Origin of the sequence: Neobacillus sp. YX16 (assembly GCF_030123505.1) — a bacterium.
Lineage (GTDB): Bacteria > Bacillota > Bacilli > Bacillales > Cytobacillaceae > Neobacillus.
In genome coordinates this window covers 930,052-949,325 of the sequence record NZ_CP126115.1, presented here as the reverse complement: position 1 = coordinate 949,325, position 19,274 = coordinate 930,052, and the positions used below count along the sequence as shown (strand labels likewise).

General features: G+C 36.8%; 14 protein-coding genes. 2 read left to right on the top strand and 12 right to left on the bottom strand.

The window, feature by feature from the left end:
* Positions 1-6: 6 nt before the first annotated feature.
* From QNH48_RS04685 to QNH48_RS04635, 11 genes are all read right to left on the bottom strand, one after another.
* Positions 7-885: a carbohydrate ABC transporter permease gene (locus QNH48_RS04685; protein WP_283953976.1), complete on the bottom strand. Its 879-nt coding sequence runs from the start codon at positions 883-885 to the stop codon at positions 7-9.
* 18 nt (positions 886-903) lie between these two features.
* The gene (locus QNH48_RS04680; RefSeq protein ID WP_133370328.1) at positions 904-1,794 is read right to left on the bottom strand and encodes a carbohydrate ABC transporter permease; all 891 of its coding nucleotides are present in this window, start codon (positions 1,792-1,794) and stop codon (positions 904-906) included.
* The gene (locus QNH48_RS04675; RefSeq protein WP_283953975.1) at positions 1,781-4,732 is read right to left on the bottom strand and encodes an extracellular solute-binding protein; all 2,952 of its coding nucleotides are present in this window, start codon (positions 4,730-4,732) and stop codon (positions 1,781-1,783) included. The genes QNH48_RS04680 and QNH48_RS04675 overlap by 14 nt, the downstream gene beginning before the upstream one ends.
* Before the next feature lie 26 nt (positions 4,733-4,758).
* Positions 4,759-6,141, bottom strand: a complete 1,383-nt coding sequence (locus QNH48_RS04670; protein WP_283953974.1) for an ABC transporter substrate-binding protein — start codon at positions 6,139-6,141, stop codon at positions 4,759-4,761.
* Positions 6,142-6,247: 106 nt separating this feature from the next.
* Positions 6,248-8,617 (bottom strand): beta-galactosidase, encoded by a 2,370-nt coding sequence (locus tag QNH48_RS04665; protein ID WP_283953973.1) that lies wholly within the window; start codon positions 8,615-8,617, stop codon positions 6,248-6,250.
* A gap of 8 nt (positions 8,618-8,625) precedes the next feature.
* Positions 8,626-9,597, bottom strand: coding sequence for a LacI family DNA-binding transcriptional regulator (locus QNH48_RS04660; protein WP_283953972.1), 972 nt, complete (start codon positions 9,595-9,597; stop codon positions 8,626-8,628).
* A gap of 398 nt (positions 9,598-9,995) precedes the next feature.
* Positions 9,996-11,258, bottom strand: a complete 1,263-nt coding sequence (locus QNH48_RS04655) for an anaerobic sulfatase maturase (RefSeq protein WP_283953971.1) — start codon at positions 11,256-11,258, stop codon at positions 9,996-9,998.
* Positions 11,259-11,284: 26 nt separating this feature from the next.
* On the bottom strand, positions 11,285-12,745 hold the full coding sequence (locus QNH48_RS04650) for a sulfatase family protein (RefSeq protein ID WP_283953970.1): 1,461 nt from the start codon (positions 12,743-12,745) through the stop codon (positions 11,285-11,287).
* Between the two features lie 78 nt (positions 12,746-12,823).
* Entirely contained in the window at positions 12,824-13,648 is an 825-nt protein-coding gene (locus QNH48_RS04645; protein ID WP_133370322.1) for a carbohydrate ABC transporter permease, read from the bottom strand.
* Positions 13,649-13,670: 22 nt separating this feature from the next.
* Entirely contained in the window at positions 13,671-14,564 is an 894-nt protein-coding gene (locus QNH48_RS04640; RefSeq protein WP_283953969.1) for a carbohydrate ABC transporter permease, read from the bottom strand.
* Positions 14,565-14,720: 156 nt separating this feature from the next.
* Positions 14,721-15,986, bottom strand: a complete 1,266-nt coding sequence (locus QNH48_RS04635) for a sugar ABC transporter substrate-binding protein (RefSeq protein ID WP_283953968.1) — start codon at positions 15,984-15,986, stop codon at positions 14,721-14,723.
* A 405-nt stretch (positions 15,987-16,391) separates the two neighbouring features.
* Here QNH48_RS04635 and QNH48_RS04630 point away from each other — a divergent pair, with 405 nt between their 5' ends.
* A complete protein-coding gene (locus QNH48_RS04630; RefSeq protein ID WP_283953967.1) occupies positions 16,392-17,162 on the top strand; it encodes an endonuclease/exonuclease/phosphatase family protein in 771 nt (256 codons plus the stop codon).
* A 35-nt stretch (positions 17,163-17,197) separates the two neighbouring features.
* Here QNH48_RS04630 and QNH48_RS04625 read toward each other — a convergent pair whose 3' ends face one another.
* Positions 17,198-18,118, bottom strand: a complete 921-nt coding sequence (locus tag QNH48_RS04625) for an AraC family transcriptional regulator (protein ID WP_283953966.1) — start codon at positions 18,116-18,118, stop codon at positions 17,198-17,200.
* Positions 18,119-18,357: 239 nt separating this feature from the next.
* On the opposite strand from QNH48_RS04625, the gene QNH48_RS04620 reads away from it, so the two are divergent.
* A complete protein-coding gene (locus QNH48_RS04620) occupies positions 18,358-19,188 on the top strand; it encodes a phytanoyl-CoA dioxygenase family protein (RefSeq protein WP_283953965.1) in 831 nt (276 codons plus the stop codon).
* Positions 19,189-19,274: the final 86 nt, after the last annotated feature.

Genomic DNA, 19,274 nt, shown 5'->3' with positions numbered 1-19,274 from the left:
TATCTGTTACTTAATACCAGAATGCGCCATTGTATTCATAACCTGACTTTGAAGTACGATAAAAATAATTAAGTTCGGAACGAACATGATTAATGAAGCAGCTGCTGCCATGCCTTGTCCGGCAACAACATTTCCCGTAGCCTGTGAAGTTAGTGTCGACATATAGAAAGAAAAGGTTTTTAATCCTTCATCATTTACATAAAATGTCGAACTTTCAACACTATTCCAAACTAACTGAAACGATAATATCGCAATGGTTGCAATAGCAGGCTTTACTAGTGGTATGATAATTTTTGTAAAGATGTGTATATCCGATGCGCCATCTAATTTCGCCGCTTCAATTAGTTCATTAGGTATTTGATCGATAAACTGCTTAACTAGAAACAGTCCGATTGGCATAGCTAGCAAAGGAAGAATATGAACTAAAAAGTTATTAATCAATCCTAATTCATCTATTATTAAGTATCTTGGGATTGCAACTGCTGCAGGAACAAACATTAAAGCAAGCGTATTAATCTCAAAGATTGTCTTTTTTAATTTGAATTCTTTCTTTGATAAAGCGTATCCAGCCATCGTACTAATAATAATAGTTAAAAAGACTACTATTAGAGTAATAACTATACTATTAAATAAGTACCGAGACATTGGCACCCCAGACGCGTTTGCTCGCCCAAACAAGTCAGCAAAATTTTGCCATGTAGGCTTTTCGACGAAAAAACGCGGCGGGTAGGCAAACAGCTCATCAATTGGTTTAAATGCATGGAAAAATACATAAACAATCGGTAAAGCCATAAATACTGCCAACGGAATTAAAAAAACAAGAAACTTAAGTTGGCTTTTATGAAACTTTGATGGATTCATTTTTGTTCCATGAAAGGCTGACATACAAATCACTCCTACTTGTTAATCCTTTTCTCCAAATAGCCTCCAAGCTACTTTAGAGAATGCATAAACAACGATTAATAGCACAACCGATATCGCTGCTGCATAGCCCATTTCGTAACGGATGAAGCCAAAGTCTTCTAAGTGGTTTACCATCAGCTGACCTGCATACTGTGGTGTAGGGTTTGCTCCTGAAAGTGCAACCCCAATGGCACCGGCCTGAAATGTTCCTACTACAGCCATAACCGCACCGAACAGCATTTGCGGTTTCATTGAAGGAATGGTAATGTAGATTACCTCTTGGAATCGATTCTTAATTCCATCAATATAACCAGCTTCATAGATTTCACTATTGATATTAAGGACGCCAGATAGCATCGCCAAAAATCCTACCCCCATACTGCCCCATAGAGTAACAAGAATCATAATTTTCATTAAATATTCGGGCGATTGAAGCCATTGGATCGGCTCTAACAGTACTCCCATTGTGATGAGCATACTGTTTAAATATCCCGTTTGATCTCCGCTAAAGATAATGGTCCATACGACAGCCATAGCAACCCCGGCTGTCATGGAAGGTGAATAGATAATTAAAGCAAGCACCGTTCTTATTTTTTTTGGAACCTGTGCTAAAGACCAGGCGAGGATAAATGAAAGTATATATCCCCCTGGACCCACAATTAATGCAAAGGTCAAAGTATTTGGCAATATCTTTTGCATAAACACTTCATCTTGAGTTATTAGGCTTACGTAGTTGCTTAACCCAATAAAAGTTGGTGCCTCAATGGCATTGAAGTAGGTAAAGGACAATAGTATGCCTGCACCAACTGGTATAACGATAAAAGCCGTAAAAAAGAGTATATATGGACCAAGAAAAAACCATTGACTTAAATCTCGTTTATTTTTTGTCATTTTCTTCGCCTGCCCAACTTTCCACTTGTTCAATGGTAGGGATTGGATACGGCTTAACCATTTTACCGTTCTTCATATAGCCAAACTCCTCCATTTTGCGGCTCATCTCTCTATCAATGGCTATGATTGAGTCATCAACCGCAGATCTTGTATTTTCCCCATCGAAAACAATCCGATTCCAGATGTTACTTAACTCACGTTCTACCATGTAAGTACCTGGTGTTTTCGGTACTTCCTGTAAAAATTCCCATTGCTTAATAATCGTATCTTTATGTTCTTCAGGCCAAGGCAGATTTTTAAACGCCTGAAGATTGGCCGTATTCCACATGTATTCTGGCCCATAAAGGTTTTGCAGACTGGAAGCAAATTCTGTTTGCGTCTCAGTAGACATCCACCATTTTAATAGTTCCCATGATTTTTCACGGTCTTTTGTACCTTTGAAAATCATTGCCGACCGACCAGAACCTGTCGCCCAACGTTCTATCGTTCCATCCGCCTGCTTCACTCCCGGAAAAGGTGAGATATTCCACCATCCGGCAATTTCAGGTGCTGCTGATGTCAATTGAATGTAGGTTGTAAAATTTGCAATTCCAATAGGCAGTGTCCCATATCTAAAGTGATTGTAGAAATTTGGAACCTGCAGAGGTAAGCTATAGATGGTATTCAGATCCGCCATGAATTGAATGCCTTTTAACGCTTCTTCACTTCCAATCGCAGTCTTCATTCCATCCTTTTCATAAAGGTCTCCCTCGAATTGATAAATGAATGGAGCAGTTGATTGGAACGGTTTAAATCCTGAAGCTCCTGAAATAGGTGTGTAATAATTCATCCCGAATCGTTGTAACTCTGGTAAAATACTAATAACATCATCCCAGGTATCCGGTACAGGAAGATTTAAAGCATCAAGTATATCTTTGCGATAAAACTGAACATAGAAATCCTGTGTTTCGGGCAGAGCGTATACAGAATCCTCAATGATAAAAGGTAAAAATGCTCCTGGTGAGAATTGTTTACTATAGGCCTCAAAGTCTTCGAATTGATGTAAATCTACTGCAGCGTCTCGAATAGCTAATTCGTATGGCAGCCAGTTACTAATTCCAAGAGCAACGTCCGGCTGTTTGTTAGCAGCATTTGCCAGAATTAATTTTTGCTCTTCTGGCATTATAGAAAACTTAACAGAAATTCCTGTTTCTGGTGTAAAGGTCCGATCAGCTAAATTTTGGATTTGCTCTACATATTGGCGTGGTTGGTTCACCCAGACCTCTATTGTTTTATCATCGGTATTTGAAACGGAATAATTTCCTGCTGAAAATGACAGGACAAACCGTTCAATTCCATCCCACGTTTTTTGAAAAAAACCAATCTCTGCTGATGGCAATTCTTGTTCTCCATGGATATAAAAGCGATCAATCAGTAAAGGCTGCTTTGGTAAATCAACCAGCAGGTCCCCAAGCAATTGAGCTACTGATGAAGAACCTTCTGAAAGTTCTGTCAATCTATTTGGGATTTCATCTGGTTCTTCACTTAATGTCTTTAGTTTCTTAGCTGCCATTTGTAGAGAAACCATTTCTTTTGAACTTTTTTCAGATTTACTCAAAGTCCCTAAATACTCATTTTCTTTTTCTAGAGTATCAGCCCATTGAATCACACGTTGTTCAATATCCGGTATAAATTCACTTATTTTCCAGCCGCGGGATCGATCCGTTTGGTTTCCTGTTAGTTTTTTAATAGAAAGAGATAATTCTTCAATTTCTTTCATAACCTCATTTGTGGTATTTGTTACTCTTTCTACTGGTGAAGCATCAGCTTCCAAACCAATTACGTGTTCACCCTTCGTTAAATAGAATAAAAATGGCTCTTCCTTGTGGTTACTTAGCGTAACATTTGACCACTTTTTATTAAATTCGAATGTGAAAGGAGCCACTTCAGAAAAAGGGACCTCACCGTCTATTAACAATTTTCGAAAGACAGGTGCACCAGTCTGTTTATTCTGTTGAACTTTAAAGGTCAGCTGGTAAAAGCCATCTTTTTCGATTTTTACGTTCCAGTTCACTTCTTGTCCGCTTGTATTCCAAGAGTCACCACCAAGTGAATTTAATAATAAATTCTTAGGATTACTTGGCACGGATGATGGATCAGTAGAAGCAAAAGGTCTGATGTAGGAACTGTTCTTTGTATAATTCCTTTCAGCTTCATTCATGATTAAATCATTAACTAGCTTTTTATTTTTATTTTTTTCTAAATACTCTTTATAAGAAGGCGTCTTTGAGAGCGAGGTGACTTCTAACTTTCCAACCAGCATTTCTCCCTGAAGGTTGGAAAGTTCAATTGTGTTTTTTCCCTTTTTTAAATCATACTTTAATGGCTCAGGCTGGAGTTGGCTTGCATCTTCTACCTTGATACTGCTCCAGTTCATGACAGTCATTTGTTCAGGAATAATATCATTACCAAATCTGTCTTGACCAAAAGTATTTAGTTTGTTTTTCCAGGTAACCGGAAATACAATTCGCCTGCTTTCATAAAAAGGAAATTCACCATTCACCAGGATTGAGCCCTCTATTGGAACAACCCCATTGCCTAATGGATAATAATCAAAAGAAAGTTCATATAACCCTTCCTCAGGTACATCAATTTCATAGGAAATTGATTGCTGGTTATGCCAATAGAAAACACTATCCCCATATCCTTTGCTTTCAGATTTCGGCAAAAGATTCTGTTTGTCTAGATTAGTGGCAATTGATGAAGGAACAGACACCTCAAATTTCGAGGCGCCCTTAATTCCTTCTTTTTTCCACTTTTCAAGGACGGAATGATAGCGTTCTTCTACAACATTTTCGGCAGGCACTTTATCACTGTTATTTTTTTCAGCAGATGCAAAACCTTGTGGGAAGATGAAGAACAGCATAATAACCGACCAAAATAATATCCTAGACTTCATACTATCAACCTCCTCAAACCATTCGATTACTTATTTTTTAAAGCTTCTTGTGCTTCAACACTTTTTTGATCTGCTAATTGATCAAGTTGTTTTGCGTAGTCTTCAACTTTAAGTTGGCCTTTAACAAAGCTATCCACTAATTCCCCTGTAGTTGCGTTTGCCTTATCACCTGCTTTAACACCAGTAAGTGCCTGCCATCTTGCATCAACATATCCAGGTACCATTTTTACAGGTTCAAGGATTGCCTTATCTAGGTTTTCATATGCTGTGCGAATTCCAGGTACATCCACCAAGGCAAAAAATTCATCAAGAACTTCCTCGTCAGTTGTAATTGGCAATGTGTTTAAAACGATTTCTTCTTTGTCTGCAATTTCTAAACGTTTCATATAGCCTTCTTTACCATATGACATCCATTTAGCAAAAAGATAAGCCTCTTCAGGATGTTTACTTGATTTAGAAATTCCTACAAAGTCATTTGCTACTGCTGTTACACCGCCAGGAAGACCAATAAAGTCCCAATCAAACGTTGCTTTTTCAGATAAGTCTGGAGCAGCCCATGTTCCGTCCCACTTAATAGCGAGTCCACCTTGAAGGAACACTTCATTTCCATCTTTACCTTTAAAATTCGCTTTTTGCTCATCTGTTAATGTGTCATAAGCATAACCGTTTGTACTAAATTCTTTTGCTAGATTTACCGCATTAATAAACTCTGTGCTATCTAATGAGTATTGGCCATCTTTTAATGTGTACCAACCCATGTCTGAATTTACAGCAGCAGGATACCAATCAACTACTGCCGAAGGATTGTTTATACCTGCAATACCTTTGCTTAAATTTGTAACTTCTTTAACTCCAGAAATGAATTCTTCAACAGGCGTTCCAAATTCAGGATAATCTAAATTTGCTGCATTAAATAAATCCTTGTTTACAAAATAACCGAGAAAATGCTGTCCAAAAGGCACTGCGTACATTTTTCCGTTATAAGAAGCAGAATCTTGAACTATTTGAGGAATATTTGCAAAATCTTTATCCTTTGAAGCCAGTTCCGATATATCTAATAACCAATCATTAGATAACGCTAGTGGGATTTGCGGTAAGGCAAATATATCCGGCATTGTGCCACTGCTTGCTGCGGTAGCTAATGTCCCATTCCAATCTTTTGTAGTAACTGTTTCATTGATTTCAACTTTGATATGCGGGTATTTCTCTTGGAATGCTTTAATCATTAACCTTTCTAAATTTTGCTCCTCTTCCGTTCCTAAATTCCAGTTTGCATACGAAAGGGTTACTTCTTCTTTTTTACTATCTTTCTCCTTAGATTTTTCACCACTTGTTTCTTTAGCACTGCTACAAGCTGCTAGAGAAAAAAGTAGGGTTAAAACTGCAAAAATCGCTAAAAACTTTTTCATTAATACCTCTCCTCTTTTTTAAAAGATTTATAAATTACTAGTTTTATAGATAGAACCATTTGATGGTTCTTAATCCCTTCATTGCAGCAGTCAATAACCCTGTCTTTTAATGCTTTAGTCGGAATAGGATGGTTTCACTTTCAGACCTTGATTGAATCACCACTTTATATTGATTGCCATTCAACTTCACTACAGATGCTGTTTCAGTTTCATATGGAACCCATTGAGAGGATTCAAAAACAAATTCCTCTTCTTCTTGAGTGACTCTAAAGGTAAGTACTAACTTATCGCTATCCTGTTCAGTTCTGTATATTTCTCCTGATCCATAACAGATGGATAAATCCTCTCTCAAGGAAATGTTATATGGCAGTATAAGTCCGCTCTTGGGAGGAATAACAAACCTCTTTCCACCAAAAAGGGTTTGTCCAGAATCATTCACTGTTGTGACCTTTTTGTATTCATCGAAGTTGTTTAGGAAGTAGAATTTCCCACCCTCTGAATCAGACCGAACAGTGATATCCAGTTCATCCTCCAGTGAAAATCTACTTTTAGTTCCCGACCTTACTGCAAGACTTGCAATACAATCAAACTGATAATTAAAATTGAATCCCATGCCGACGCCAAACATAATCAAGTTTCCTTTTCCAAGTCGTTTCTCAAAAGCGATTACGTCTCGGTCAGCATCTTCGCTCCATGCAAAGGCGCCTTCCTCGATCTCATATGTTTCCATATATTCGACTTGAACATTATCAATCTCGTCAATACATGCAAAACCATGGTTTTTATGTCCTTTAATATGAATACCGATATAATCCTTCAAAACGGTACATGGAATATTTTTCATCGTTTTAACTGGGATGGTGGGAAACATAATCAGTTGACCACCGTTTTCTAAATAACAGACAAGTTTTTGTTGAATATTTTCATCCATCCATTTAGTAGTGAACATCCAGAGTGTAGGAACTTTTGCTGGATCAATCTCATCATCACTCATTACATTTGTACCTTCAAAAATGATGTTATTGGTTCTTAATCCTTTTGCGATACCGTTATATAAGTAAGCTTCTCTTCCATGCTGAATTGTTTCCACCATGCTCTTGGTATGCTCATCATAGAATTCGGTCATGTAATAATCAGGGTAAAACCCAATGGAGGTGTCGGCCGCTGGCTTTGTCTTAATGAGAGAGTTCTCATATGCTTTTATCATTTCACCTAAGTGCTGAATTACGAAGTAATGCGGTCTTTTATCACCACTTGCTGAAAGAGGTGCCTGCCACTCATGGCGTCTTCCAAACAATCCTATGTTTTCGTAATTTTCTCCCCCAGCGAACATGTAATAGTTGATACCATTCATCCCATCAGCGATACAAAGCCTCGTTGTTAAATCAAATGCGGTCGGTTGAAGCCTTGGCTTGTCATGAATACTACCACCCTGGAATTCTGCAGAAAATAAAGGCTGCTCTTTCCATTGAATCGCTCGTGTAAAGGCATTCGCCAGAACAATATCAATGTAGTTATCGTATTCAATATTGCCAATGTAGTAATCTCCAGCCATTAAGACATTCTCAATTTTTGCAGTTTCAAGTAATTGAGAAATCCCTATAGGGTACATCGTTCCTCTTTTTAACAGATCAATCGTATGGAAACCGTGAATATTTACCACAAATGGTACGTTAATCCCTTTTCCCTCCGCTGAATGTTTCAAATGCTCAATGAATGTTCGGTAATGCTCACGGAAAAATAATCCAAACTCATTTCGAAGTGCATGTGCATAAATCGATTCAGGTTTTTTCACCATTAAACTGGCGAATTCTTTTATTTCATCAAAGGGAATACGAAAGGTTTTTTCAAATTCTTCGTAAGAATAATGTTTTCTTAAATATTCTTCGAATTGTGCTAGCGTTTCCTGATTATAATCTGGCTGATTGGTTACCCAATGGAACATTCCTACTTCATTATCGAGTTGGAATAAAATAACTGGTCCATGGTTTGAAACCTGAAACGGTTCGATAATGGCACAGACTGCTTGATACCATTTTTCACATTTTTCTAAGAAAACAGGATGCATATAACTAACAACTCGAGTAGGATGATTTTCTCCCCGATTTGTTTTTGCTATAGCTTCGGGATAATTTTCAATGAACCATGTTGGGACACCATGATCGACAACTTCTGCCATAACATATGGTCCTGGTCTTACAAGGCAATAAAGCCCTTCCTCGCTGATGAGTTGAAGAAATGTTTTAAGATCTCTTTCAGGCCTTGTCTCCCCTGTTAGATCAATAACACCTTCCTCAATCTCATGAAAGATCCATGGAACATAGGTGCTAATCATGTTTGCTCCTGCTTCTTTCACCTGACGAATCCTGTTTCTCCATTCCTTTTTCGGTACACGGAAGTAATGAAGCTCTCCACCAAATAGGAGGACATCCTTACCATTAATGCATATTTTCTCATCCTTTATCCGTATCATCATACACCTCGCTAACCTGAAGTTCTGCCTATTAATTCAACCAAAATAGGCTCCGGTTCAAAGTCAAATTGATTATCGAGCATTTGAAATAATGATTGTGCTGCAATGGTCCCCCATTGTTTTCTCGGCACTTTGATTGTTGTAAGTGGGGGATTATTATTTTGAGATGCGTAAATATCATCGAATCCAACTATTGCAATATCATCCGGCACATCTAATCCATTTTCCTGTATGGCTCTGATAGCACCCAATGCCATCTCATCATTTGCACAAACCATTGCAGTCGGTAAATCATTGCCCATCTTTTCCAAATAGCTGCTCATCTGATAATAACCGCTTAATTCTGTGAACTCTGCTCGAAGCAGGTCCCGCTCTAAAAAGCTAATATTGTTATTTTTTAGCTCCTTAATAAAACCTTTTAACCGAGTTTCTCCATCATATGATTCCATTGATCCTGCGATAAAACCAATCCTTTTGTGACCTTTTGAGATCAAATAATTAACCATCATCGCAGAACCTTTCTCATTTGGGAGCAAAACATTTTTGATGTATGGACCCTTTAGCTCTCGATCAAGCATGATAATTGGCAGCTTTTCATTGGCAAGGTTTTCTAGCAAATGATCTTCCATATGATAATTTAGAATAATTGCCCCATCCACATAACTTTCAACAAGAAGCCGATGTCTATCGGCTGATGCGCAAACGACAAGTTCATATCCTTTACTCATCACCTCATCCTGAATGCCTTCCATCATTTCCGTGAAAAACGGTCCAGAAAAACCACTCAAAAACAAACCAATAATATTCGTCTTTTGTTTTTTAAGATTTTTCGCCATTCCATTGGGACGATAGCCAATTTCTCTCGCAGCGTCCAACACTTTCTTTTTTGTATCATCTGAAATTAATGTGCTTCCATTTATTGAATAGGAGGCAGTCGAAACACTTACACCAGCTCGCTTCGCTACATCTTTTAAATTAACCACTTCTATCCCCCTTCTTTGAAACGTTTCAAAAAAAACCTAAATTTTTTTGTAACGTTTCAATAGATGGGTAAAAAAATATATTCTACCAATCTAATTTAATTGAAACGTTTCAATGGATTTATTATAATTCTATTTGTAATCGGTTTCAATATTAAAAAATAATTTTTTTAAAAAATTATTCAAATTATGACAAAAGTCACAAAAATCTACCCATTTTCGTTGTTTCATGCATCAGTTAATAGACAAATTTATATAAGAAAGGAAGAATATCAAATGAAAATTCTTTATATCGATGTTGACTCACTGAGGCCCGACCATTTAGTAGATTATGGAAATAGTTATTATATTGCTTATAGATTGATAGAAAACAAAAAGCATCGGATTCCGATGCTTTTTTATTATTTTGTTCCGATAACATTTTGGAAAGCTTCACAGCATTTTTTATATTTTTTACCGCTGCCACAAATACATAGGTCATTTCTGGTCGGAAGTTTTAATCCCGTATTTATATACTCATTCAGCCAGCGTTTTTTGATGTTTTCGGCAACGATTTCCATTCTCTCATGAGCATAGGCGTAGATTTGTTTGTAGCTTTGACAGAAATAATCAACATCAACTAGCGTTTCATCCTCTCCAAAACTCCATGTACGATTACGAGGGCAGCCGCCGTGACAAAGATCAATATAATGGCAGCTTTGACACTGTTTTGGCAGATTTGGTTTTAGCTTAAGAAATTCCTGATAGATTGGGCTATTCAAGATATCTTCTAAACTATCACTCCCAACATTCCCAAGCTTATATTGATCATTAATGAAGAAATCACATGGATACGCGTCCCCATTTTGCTCAAGAATTAGTGTTTTTGGACAAGACTTGCGGTGAACACATAATTCAGCTTCACGATGCACATATACATTCAGCATGTTATCGAAAAATCGGACAGATGTAGTTGGATTCCCATCGTTATACCAGATATCGAATGCTTCACAAAGAAATACTCCATACTCTTCTGGTGTAATTAAGTAATCCCCCTTTGCATCCGTTTCTTGGGCCCGAAAGTCCATACATGGAATAAATTGTACAAACGTAAATTTCTCTCGTTGATAAAATTCCATTAATTCTTTTGCCTTATTTACATTGTTTTCATGAATAACCGTTAAAATATTAAAATCAACCTCATGTTTACGTAATAATTCAATCCCACGCATTACTCGGTCAAAGCTCCCTGCCCCAGACCCAGTAATCCGCCTAGCATCATTGATTTCCTTCGGTCCGTCTAGACTAACTCCCACTAAAAAGTTGTATTTCTTTAAAAATTGAGCAATTTCATCGTTCAACAATGTCCCATTTGTTTGTAAGGAATTGCTGATCATAGTATGGGGAGGGGCATATTTCGCTTGCAGTTCAACAACCTTTTCAAAAAATTCTAAACCTGCCAACAAGGGTTCCCCACCCTGCCAGGCAAATTTTGCTACCCCGTTGGATATTGCCATATATTCCTTAATAAATTTTTCAAGTACATCATATTCGATTCTATCGATTTTACCAGGTTTCCCTCCGCAACGGCTATAATAGCAATAATCACAGGCCAAATTACAGGCCTCTGAAACCGTTTTCCACATAACACCAATACTTCCATGATTAGATGTTAAACAAGTCATAGCTAACTTCCCTCTCCTGGTGCAGATTATTCGAATTCTCTTGGATGACGTTTTTTTAATTTTGAAATTAATTCTTCACGTCCAGTTTGTTTTAACCTTTCAGAATACATCTTCAAGTGCCCATTTGCATGGAATGGACCACCTTCTTTCATTACTGTCCAAAGTGGATCAACATCATAATCCATTGTTTTCATCATTTCATCGTGCCAATCGTTCAAATAATATACTGCTTCTTTACAAATATCCTTTCGTTCACTCGCAATATTGTTTTGTTCATAGGGATCCTCTTTTAAGTTGAATAACATTTCCTTATCGAATAAATGATATCCATCATGGTATGTGCGAATATACAGCCAATCACCAAAACGAACTCCACGCTGGCAAACATGTGCACATTGTGAAATCACTAAAAATTCTCTATCGCTAGTTTCTCCACTTTTAAGAACGGGTGCATAGCTAGCTCCATCCCAGCTTGGTTTTCCTGGTTTATTAAACATTTCTGCTAAAGTAGGTGCTAAATCTAAGCTATAATGTAAGCCGTTATCCACATGACCTTGATTCATTCCTGGCCAACGAATAATCATAGGAATTCGACATGTACCATGATCTGCTGTTCCATGTTCACCATATATTCCTAATTCTCCTAAATTCTCTCCGTGGTCGGCTGTTATAACTATTACTAGATCTTCCATTAATCCATGATTTTCAAGTTCTTTAAAAATCCTGCCTATATGTTCATCCATGTATCGAACACCACAGTCATACCCATCAATCATTTTTTTCATATCATTCATATCTTTGATTTCTACTGGATATCTTGGAAATTGCGGTAATGGCTTACTCCAATACATATCTATTTCATGGACACTATGAGGGCCAACTAACCCTTTATGATTCTCTAATACCTCTTCAGTAAGCCACTCTGGTATGTCATCATTTTCAAATGGGTTTCCAAAATCTGATGGAACACGATACGGTGTATGCGGATCCCAGTAATTCACATATAAACACCAATTATCCTCCTTCGCATTTCGTTTCACCCAGTCAAGTACCGTTGGTGTTACTTCTTCAGCTGATTCCATCCCACAATTACCAGTATTATAAATTTCGTTAAATCCTGCATTAAAATGCCAAGAAGAATGTCTCTCTGCAAAAGGACTAATAAGAGCTGTTCTTAATCCTTCAGAACGTAAAAATCCAGGCAAACTTTCACGTACTAAGCGATCTTGAAAAGCACGTTTTGGTCCCTCATGACGTAAATCTGCTGCTGTACCACCGTGACCAACTGCACCATTATGAATCCCAAATTGTCCTGTCATTAGGGCTGTTCGTGAGGGAAGACAAGGTGCATCTGACGTATAATAATTTGTAAAACGAACTCCTTCTGCGGCAATTTTATCAATATTTGGTGATGTTTCTCGATGATATCCATAGCAGCCTAAGTGATCTGGTCTCAATGAATCTAAATCCAAAACTAACATTCTCATACTATTAATTCCCCTTCCTCGTAATTGTTACTTCCCAGCAAGTTATCATTTCTTTTTGTAGTAACTACTTTTGCTAGATTATTTAAGACCAGATGTAGTAAATCCTTCAACAATATATTTCTGACAAAATAGGAATAAAATAATTACGGGTACAATCATCACGGATGAACCAGTCATTTGTAGAGCAAAGTCGCTGACGTTCTGCCCCTTTAAAAGTGAAAGTCCTACACCTAATGTATATAAATCCTCTGAGTTTGCAACAATTAATGGCCATAGGAAGCTATTCCATGCATGAATAAATCCCAAAATAGCTTGTACTGCTATTATTGGCTTACAGATAGGGGCCACGATTTGCATAAATATTCTAATATTCCCAGCTCCATCTATTCTTGACGCTTCAATTAAATCATCAGGAATCGTTTCCATGAATTGTCTGAATAAAAATATTGTAAAGGCTCCTGCCAGACCTGGTAATATAATTCCTGCCATTGTATTTGTTAGTCCCATTTTATTTAATATTAAATAATTCGGTATCATTGTTGCTTGACCCGGGATCATCATAGTTGCTAAAACTAAGTAAAAAATCTTCTCTTTGTTTTTAAATTTGAATTTTGCAAATCCATACCCTGCCATCATGTTAATAAATAACCCGAGAAAGGAAAATGCTACTAACACAAGTGTATTTCTTAAATATGTACCAAAATTCAATTCAACAAATAACTTCTTATAATTATCTATTAACCATTCATTTGGAAAAAGAGATGGTGGTGTTTGCATTGCTTCAGCAGCTGTTTTAAACGATGTAAATATTGCCCAGAATAATGGCAACGTCATTAAGATTCCACCTACTAGCAATACGATATAAACTAAGAGTCGCTCTGCAGACAACTTTTGTTGATTCATATAACCTGCCTCCTAAAGGATATTAATTATATCCATTATCCTTTTTTCTCAATTTAAATTGTATTAAAGTAAGTGCCAAAATAATTAAAAACAAGACAAAAGATCCTGCTGCCGCATATCCAAATTCACTCAATTTAAATCCTTTATCGTAGATGAATAAAGCGATTGAATTCGTTGACCCTACTGGCCCACCCTTTGTCATAATCATTGGCTCTTCAAAAAATTGGAACCAGCCGATTAATGTTGTCGATGCAACAAAAAATGTTGCGAATCCTAATAATGGCACTTTAATATATAATAGTTTTTGCCATTTCTTTGCTCCATCAATTTCCGCTGCTTCATAATAATCTTTTGGAATTCCTTGTAGTGCTGCTAAAAATATGATCATATTAAATCCAATGGATTTCCAAGCTGCCATTAGAATTAATGAAATTTTCGCTATAATCGGGTGTGTTAACCAAGGTACTTTCGGTAGGTCTAATAAGGAAAGCACATAATTAAATAATCCATAATGATTATTATATAAATATCCAAAAACAACAGCTATTGCAACAGATGTAGTTACTGATGGCATATAAAACAATGCACGAGCTGCAGTGAAGAACTTATTCTTCCCATAATCTAACAATAAGGCCACACCTAGTGAAGCTACTACTACTAATGGTACACCAAATACAACGTAAAAAATCGTATTAAAAAAAGCCTGTCTAAACTCCTTATCTGCTAATAAGTCCATATAATTCTCGAATCCAACAAACTGAACTTGACTCCAATTTAGGAGACCAATTAAATTCATATTTGTCAGACTAACTCCAAGAGCTACAAAGATTGGAAATATTGAAAATACAGATAATATGATTAAGGCTGGCAAAATAAATATCATGTAGGGCCTATTTGAAAAAAATCTAATTTTCATACTACCATCCTTCCAACTTTCAGCTTGTAAGGAAACCCACAAGAGCAGCAATAAGCTCATGTAGATTTCCTTGCCAAAGTGACATTTCAAACGCAAAGTTAGTCATAATTTTCGATATTACCAATTTGTTATATTCTACTTTTTACTTTAATATCCTTATTTTCCATCCAGGATTTCTTGTGCAGTTTGTTCTAGTTTCTTCATTTCTGATTTTACATCTGCTCCGCCTACTACAACATCTTCAACCATTTTTATAATATTTTGTTTAATTGATTCTAATTCGACAATCATTGGTGGTACTTTGGCGTGATCTAATTGCTCTCTAAAAACTGATAATATTTTATCATCTGCTAAGCTTGGATCCTCCCAAGCTGACGTAACTGCTGGCAAACCGTTAGCCGTTTTATACCAATTTACTTGTACTTCAGGGTCAGCCATATAGTTTATAAATGTAATTGCTTCTTTTGGATTGTCTGAGTATGCAGAAACTGATAATCCAGCCCCACCTAAATACGAAGTATTGTCTGTATCCCCTGCAGGAAGTGGTGCAATATTCCATTCAAATTCACCTGTTGTTGCCTTTGCATCATTCATAATATTAATCATCCATGGGCCACTAATATACATTGGTTTAATTCCATCTGCAAATGCTTGTGTAATATCGATTTGTACATCTGGGCCAGCAGCTAAGCCTTCTTTAAAAAAGCTAGCATAGTATTCCATAGAAGAAATTGCTTTTGGATCATTAAAGTTTGCTTTTCGATTTTTTGAATCAATAAGGTCTACTCCATTTTGCCAACTGAATACTTGTGGGTACATAGGATCTGCGATAGCAAGATCAAGTCCATAATGACCTTTTCCGCCAAGTTTCACTAATTTTTCTGCTGCATCTTTTAATTCAGCTTGTGTTTTTGGAGCTTCTTTGTATCCTACTTGAGCTAATAAATCACTACGGTAATAAAGTACACGTGTTTCTACATACCATGGTACTGAGTATAATTTACCTTCATATTTTGATCCTTCTGATGCTCCTGCAAAAAAATCGTCTGAATTAATATTTGGATATTCTTCTGATTTATCATACTTACTTAAGTCTAATAATCCACCCGCTGCTGCAAACTCTGTTACCCATGAACTTCCTAATTGGATTACATCTGGACCTTCTTTTGCTGCTGCTGCAGTAACCAATTTATCATGTGCACTATCCCAAGGAATTGCAGTAACTTTCAATTTTATTTTAGGGTTCTTAGCTTCAAAGTCTTTTACTACACCGCTTAGCCGTTTACCTTCATCTCCCATTGCCCAAACTTCAATCGTCGTTTTTCCATCTGTTGATGTCTCTTCACTTTTAGATGAACAACCTCCTAATACACTTAAAACTAAAAGAAGACTTATCATTAGCATTGTAATTGTCTTTTTCATTTTGTAATCTCCCTCTCACTATTTTTAGTAATGTAGTATTTCAATTTACTAGAGTTATTGGTGACTTAGAAAACCATCCCCTTTCAATTATTATCAATCATCCCATGATTTCATTTGCCAATATCTCTACTGAAAAGTTTTTGTTGAAACGTTTCAATTAGAAGAAAAAAAATAATCGATTTAATCGAAACGTTTCACTAAGTTTATAATAAACCCCCGTGAAATCGTTTTCAATACTAAATAAATAGATTTTTCAATTTTCCAACATATTAATTTCCACTTTAAATAAAAATTGTTTTGCTTACAACAGATCAACAGTGCTTCAATACTCTGTTGGTGAGACTATAATTCCAATTTTGATATATAATATTTTAATAGATATCAAAAAGGCAGGGATGTGGAAAGATGGAAATAACAATAATGACATTTAATTTACGTGTTGATGTCCCCAGTGACAATGAGAATTCATGGAAGAACCGAGCAGATAAGGCTGCTGAAGTAATCAAAAAACATAACCCGAGCATTATCGGTATACAGGAAGGGCTTTCTTATATGTTATCTGATATTGAAGACCGTTTAGGTAACTATCAATATCTCGGGCGTGGTCGTGAGGTTGGAAATAAGGGAGAACTTTCAGCCATTTTCTACAAAAAAGATATACTAAATGTTGTTAATCAAGGACAATTTTGGTTATCCGAACAACCTTCTGTTTCTGGCAGCAAAAGTTGGGGCTCTGATTATCCGCGTGTATGTACATGGGGACATTTTCAATTTAAAAATTATCCTAAAAAGGATTTCTTTATTTATAATACACACTTAGATCATATTAGTCAGGAAGCAAGGGAACAAGGAATTCGAATGATATGGGGTGTAATAGGAACTCATCAACTAAAAGAAAGACCTTTCTTTTTAACAGGAGATTTGAATGCAACGCCTGAAAATAGCGTTATTACTTACTTAAAAAGTAAAGAAAAGCTGGTTGATGCCTATAGCATATTGGAAGGTGAAATCGGATCTACTTTTCATAGTTTTTCAGGTGAAACAGAGGGCCATCCAATCGATTACATCTTTGCTGCAAAAGAGGTTCAGTTACATAAGACCATTGTGGATAGATGTAAGATAAATGGTAGTTTTCCATCCGATCACTTTCCAGTTATTCTAAAGGCCTCTATTTAATCACAAAAATCGCAAGTGAATATAGTAGACACTATTTACAAAAATTTATCACTATACCGCGATTTTGCTTGATTCATAGTGGTATTGTGATTGTTTCTATAGAACCGCGGAGTGATACCCACCACTTTCTTAAAGGTTTTGGAAAGATGGTGAATGTCGGCAAATCCACAGTACTCGGCTATCTTTTCTACCGAGTATTCGGTGTTTTTAAGTAATTCCTTGGCATGCTGTATGCGTAAATGCATCAAGTATTTATGCGGCGGCATGTCAAAAGTTTTTTTGAACACTTCTCTAAACCGAGAAACAGATAGATTCGCACGTCGAGCCATATCCTCAACGGTGACAGATTCAGATAGATGCAAAGAAAGATAGGAGGGAAACCAATTAAAGGACGGCAGTGTCTCCGTTTCACTGAAACTAATACCGTTATGATCATAAATTATGCGAACAATCAACTCTGATGCAAGTGATTGTGCTTCCATTTGTCGTAATGGATCCCGGTTTTGCCAGCTCTCGACCATCCTCAAAATTGTCATTTTAAATTTTTCTGGATCCTTCGGATTTAAACGAACGGGAATGTGGATTCCGTCAATGTCATTCAGACAGGGTTGAATTAAATGCAAATAGTCTTTTAAATCAGTTTGTCCTGCGCGAGTAGGAAAGCTCTCTTCACGGAGTGGGTTATAAAACATATCAAAATGTGCAAAAGGGGTGACAGTAGGAGTCAGACCACGCATTACTTTTAAACTTCCTGGTTGAGCAAGACAAAAATCACCAGGGGAAAAATGGTATTCCTCTCCATCAATTTCAAACAAACAATTCCCTTCCTGAAAATATACAAGCAAATAATCCAGTAGCCGTCTTTCTGGAAAATACCATTGCGGGCGGACAGCATATTCGCATTCTCGAATATAAGGTGAAAATGGATTAATCCGGAGTAATTCATGTAAATTCATTTCTACAAACACCACCTAGGTCAATTAATTCTAACATATCAAAAATAAAATTAATTTCACAGTCTTTTTTGATAAAAGACTCTTTTAATATAAGCGTATAAATGTAGAAGATCCGTTGTTTTTGACAAAAAAATCCGTTAGGAGATACAAGGAAAAGTTGGTAGTCTTTCTATAAAATGATATTAATTGATGTGATTTTTCTCACATTATCAAACTTTGATTATATTGGAGGGAATTAGATGGGTAAGAATCTTGATATGCTTCCAACTTTGAAAAATAGTTATGTATTGAATTCAGGTCAAATCGAAGAATATCAAAAAAATGGTCACGCTTGTTTGAGAGGTCTAGCTACTTCAGAAGAAGTCGAGATTTATGGAGAAGCCATCAGGGAGGTTGTAAAAGAACTCAATTATCAAAATAAGCCAATTCACGAACGGACCACATATGGTAAAGCTTTCATTCAGATAGGGAATGTGTGGAAAAAAAGTGAAATTATTCAACGCTTCGTCATGGCTCGCAGATTTGCAAAAGTAGCAGCTGAGTTGATGGGTGTTGATGGAGTGAGGATTTATCATGATCAAGCATTGTTCAAGGAACCGAGCGGGGGGCACACGCCATGGCATCAAGATCAAATTTATTGGCCGTTTGATACAGACAAAACGATCACAATGTGGATGCCAATCGTTCCAATTACAGAAGAGATGGGATCTATGACTTTCGCTTCTGGTTCTCAAAAATCGGGGTATGTCAGTAAAATCGAGATTTCCGATGAGTCTCACCGGACGTTAGAGCAATATATTGAAGGAAAAGGTTTCGAAAAAGTGACATATGGTGCAATGGATGCTGGTGACGCAACATTTCATGCCGGTTGGACGATGCACAATGCTCCAGGAAATCCAACAAACCGTATGCGAGAGGTCATGACAATCATTTATTATGCAGATGATTCTTTAGCTGCGGAACCAGACAGCAATGCTCGTAAAAATGACTTAGCCCAATGGTTACCAGGAGTTAAGCCAGGTGAGGTAGCTGCAAGTCATTTGAATCCACTAGTATATAGCAGGAAATAACGCTTTCTTAGCATTTGGGTCCAACTTGTTCATTATTTGAACCAGGGCTGTCACTGGTTTATTAAGGGACAGTCCTGCATTTACAT